Raw genomic sequence first — 241 nt, 5'->3', positions numbered from 1 at the left:
CTCCCGGTTTGATTGGCCTTTCACCCCCATCCACAAGTCATCCGCTAATTTTTCAACATTAGTCGGTTCGGTCCTCCAGTTAGTGTTACCCAACCTTCAACCTGCCCATGGATAGATCACCGGGTTTCGGGTCTATACCCTGCAACTCATTCGCCCAGTTAAGACTCGGTTTCCCTACGGCTCCCCTATACGGTTAACCTTGCTACAGAATATAAGTCGCTGACCCATTATACAAAAGGTA

1 rRNA gene is annotated in these 241 nt (G+C 48.5%); it reads right to left on the bottom strand.

Annotated features, from left to right (window positions below):
• Positions 1 to 241 (bottom strand): 23S ribosomal RNA (locus tag HMPREF2886_RS05450); the annotation flags it as partial.

Origin of the sequence: Pseudomonas sp. HMSC066A08, from assembly GCF_001813025.1 — a bacterium.
Lineage (GTDB): Bacteria > Pseudomonadota > Gammaproteobacteria > Pseudomonadales > Pseudomonadaceae > Pseudomonas > Pseudomonas aeruginosa.
This window is presented reverse-complemented; position numbering and strand designations above follow the sequence as displayed.